Annotated in this window: 3 protein-coding genes; all 3 read left to right on the forward strand. The window is 35.5% G+C overall.

Features of this window, described 5'->3' with window-relative positions; genetic code table 11:
- Positions 1 to 227 precede the first annotated feature (227 nt).
- Genes ACSHXM_RS21325 through ACSHXM_RS21335 form a run of 3 tightly spaced genes read left to right on the forward strand, consistent with a single transcriptional unit; the run spans position 228 to position 3,348 of the window.
- Positions 228 to 863, forward strand: coding sequence for an XrtA/PEP-CTERM system exopolysaccharide export protein (locus ACSHXM_RS21325; RefSeq protein WP_435692354.1), 636 nt, complete (start codon positions 228 to 230; stop codon positions 861 to 863).
- Between the two features lie 29 nt (positions 864 to 892).
- The gene (locus tag ACSHXM_RS21330) at positions 893 to 2,473 is read left to right on the forward strand and encodes an XrtA system polysaccharide chain length determinant (protein ID WP_435692356.1); all 1,581 of its coding nucleotides are present in this window, start codon (positions 893 to 895) and stop codon (positions 2,471 to 2,473) included.
- Entirely contained in the window at positions 2,470 to 3,348 is an 879-nt protein-coding gene (locus tag ACSHXM_RS21335) for an XrtA-associated tyrosine autokinase (protein ID WP_435692358.1), read from the forward strand. Before ACSHXM_RS21330 ends, ACSHXM_RS21335 begins: the two co-directional genes overlap by 4 nt.
- The last annotated feature ends 100 nt before the right edge of the window (positions 3,349 to 3,448 follow it).

The following is a 3,448-nucleotide window of genomic DNA, read 5'->3' on the forward strand; positions in this document are numbered from 1 at the left end:
CTATAAAAAAATGTCGAACTAACAATGAAGACAAATAACCGATGTAACTCACAATTATTGCTTCCAACGCCATCATAATATTTGAACGACGGATCTCTTTTCTACTACCAAAACTCATTTATATATTCCACAAAGTATTAATATTAATAATATTGTTGTTGTCTACCGAGTCCAAAACTTGTTACATTGCAAGCCTGTGAGTAAAGACATCGAGGAGCGTAATTTACATGAAGAGTAACAAAATAGCATTGTCAAATTCGATATTTTTTTTAATTTTATTAGCAACAGGCTGTTCAAATAACTCGGGAAGTCTGCCAAATGCAACAACTTATACATCTCAAACAACTTCGGTGTCTGATTATAATTACTTAATTGGGCCTGGAGATAGTCTTTCTATCTTTGTATGGCGTAATCCAGATATCTCAGGCTCTTTTGTAGTTAGGCCTGATGGGAAGGTAACCACATCTTTAGTTGAAGACTTGGTTGTGTCAGGAAAAACTCCGACAGCATTAGCTAGGGAAATAGAAAATGAATTAGCTAAATTTATTAATAACCCAAGAGTTACTGTCAGTGTAGGTGGTTTTAAGGGACCTTTAAGTGAGCAGGTAAGAGTCATTGGTGAAGCTGCACAACCCAAAGCAATTAACTACACAGAAAATATGACCTTACTAGATTTATTAATAAGAGTTGGAGGGGTAACTGACTTTGCAGCGGGAAATGATGCAAAACTAATTAGAATGGTAAACGGAGTTCAAAAATCGTATAAAATTAGGATTGATGACTTAATCAAAGAAGGTGAAATTGAGCATAATGTAGACATGTTGCCAGGTGATATCATTATCATACCTGAAGCTTGGTATTAGTAGATTATTTAATAAGTGAATTGTAATTAATGCAAGATATTCAAAAAACGATAGAACTTTTAATTAATTATTTTAAAGGTATCTGGGTAAAAAAGCGTTACATCATTATATCCTCGTGGTTAATTTGTCCAGCTGGGTTCCTTTATGTTCTAAATTTACCAGATACATATCAATCAAGTGCTCGGATATACATTGACACTCGCTCTGTTTTGCAGCCTTTGCTTCGTGGACTAGCACTGCAAACTAATCCAAATGAAGAAATCTCCATGATTGTTAGGACATTACTCATTCGTCAGAATTTGGAAATTATAGCAAGAGAATCTGATTTAGATCTAACAACCACAACGCCAGAATCTTATGACAAATTAATATCGTCTTTAGGAAAAAATATAAAGTTAAGAAAAGCAGGTAGGCAAAACCTTTATACAATTTCCTATACTAGTGAAGACCCTGAAAAAGCCAAAATAGTTGTTCAAGAGACGCTCAACCTATTTGTTGAGCAGAGTAAAGGCAAGGCTAGGAAAGATTCGGATTCGGCTAATCAATTCATTGATGAACAAATTAATGAATATGAAAATAGATTGGCTGCATCGGAAAAAAAAGTAGCTGACTTTAAAAGAAAGTATTCCAACTTACTTCCAGTTCAAGGCTCCTTTTATTCCAAATACACATCGCTACAGAATCAATTGGAAACCACAAAACTCTCTATCAGAGAACTTGAGCAGCAGGTTATAGCGTTAAAGGGGAATAACAATACAAATACGTCCATTGATCAATTCTCCGTTCACAATAACGACGCGACATCCACATTAACAACACGATATGACACTCGAATTAAAAACCTAGAAGCCAACTTAGATGAGTTAATGCTAAAATACACAGAGCTGCACCCGGATGTCATTGAAGCTCAAAACCTATTGGCTGCATTATCAACAGCTCGTCAAAAGGAAATTGATGAATACCTATCTAAACCTAGTGGAAATGCAGACGGGAACACTCAACTAGGTTATGTCGCAAATGAATTAAAATTAGAAATAAGCCGCCTTGAAAGTCAAATTGCTTCTCTGAGAGTTCGTGAATCAAACTACACAAATAAAATTGACGAACTTGCAGACAAGATCGATTTAGTCCCTCAAGTTGAAGCTGAAAGGACAGCTCTCAATCGAGATTATAATATCACAAAGAAAAAGTTTGAAGGATTGTTGAGCAGGAAGGAGGCCGCTGATTTGGGGCAAAAAGCCGAAGCTTCAAGTGAAGACCTGCAATTTAGAGTATTAAGCGCTCCCAAAGCACCAAATAAACCCAGTGGTCCTCATAGACCGTTATTTTATTCTATGGTGTTGTTTGTTGGTTTTGGTGCCGGCCTTGTCATTGCCTTTTTGATCAGCCAATTAAATCCTATATTAATAAGAGCCAACCAACTTCCACAATTAACTGGTTTCCCAGTACTCGGTGTAGTTAGCGATCTTAATAAAGAAAAAATCAAAAGGACATCACGTAAACGTTTGTTTATTTTCTTATTTTCTTCCGGCTTGATACTAGGTCTTTACGCTGTATTAATCACTGCTGACATGATGAATATCGATATATACACAAGGATTTTTTCATGAACTCTATAGAAAAGGCACTTCAGAAAAAAAATGAGCAACCAGAGGTTGAAGACCTTAAGAAGAGCTCCATTGAACAAGCACAAAAAGTTAGGGTAGACGAAAAATCCTCACCAAGGAAAGATTCAATCGAGAACTCTGATGATAGTGAAATAATAATTAATTTTGAAAATTTGGGTAACAAAGGGTTTGTATCAACTAATTCAGAACGATTACTAATCAATGAAGAATATCGAGAAATAAAACGCAAGTTGTTATCTAACGCATTTGGCCCGCTTTCCAAATCCTTAAATAATAGCAATATTATTATGGTTACTAGTTCAAGGCCTGGAGAAGGAAAAACCTTTACTGCAATTAACCTAGCATTAAGTATTGCATTAGAGCAGGATAAAACAGTACTACTAGTAGATGCAGATGTATTAAGGCCTAATGTGATGAAAACCTTGGAACTTGAAAATAAAGAAGGTTTGATAGAATACTTGTTAGGAGAAGCAAATAGTATTAGTGAAATCATGTGTAAGACTAACCTTAATAATTTCAAAATTATTTCTGCTGGTAAATCTCATCACCTGTCCACGGAATTATTAGCAAGTGAAAAAATGAAAGACGCCGTCGAAGAATTTGCTAATAGATATACTGATAGAGTGGTTATTGTTGACACGCCACCTTTATTAGGCATCAACGAAACAGCGGTTCTAGCTAACTTAGCTGGTCAAGCGTTAGTTGTGACTGAAGAGTCAAAAACAAAACTCATGGACTTACAAAAAGCAGTGGCACAACTGAACCCAGATATGGCCATTGGATTTGTAGTCAATAAATCAGAAAGAGGGAGTTCTGATAACGCTGGTTATGGGTATTATTACGCAGGGAAAAATTAGCCATAATGAAATTCTTATTCACAAAATCTGCTTATTCAAAAACAGCGATTCTTGTTATTTATTTAATTTCTACTTCTGTCTTGTCTGGTGAGTTTGACAT

This window comes from Paraglaciecola sp. (assembly GCF_051252315.1).
Classification (GTDB): domain Bacteria; phylum Pseudomonadota; class Gammaproteobacteria; order Enterobacterales; family Alteromonadaceae; genus Paraglaciecola.

Excerpts from the sequence above, each read along its gene's own strand:
- ACSHXM_RS21335 (WP_435692358.1), top strand. The coding sequence starts at position 2,470 with ATGAACTCTATAGAAAAGGCACTTCAGAAAAAAAATGAGCAACCAGAG.
- ACSHXM_RS21325 (WP_435692354.1), top strand. The coding sequence starts at position 228 with ATGAAGAGTAACAAAATAGCATTGTCAAATTCGATATTTTTTTTAATT.
- ACSHXM_RS21330 (WP_435692356.1), top strand. The coding sequence starts at position 893 with ATGCAAGATATTCAAAAAACGATAGAACTTTTAATTAATTATTTTAAA.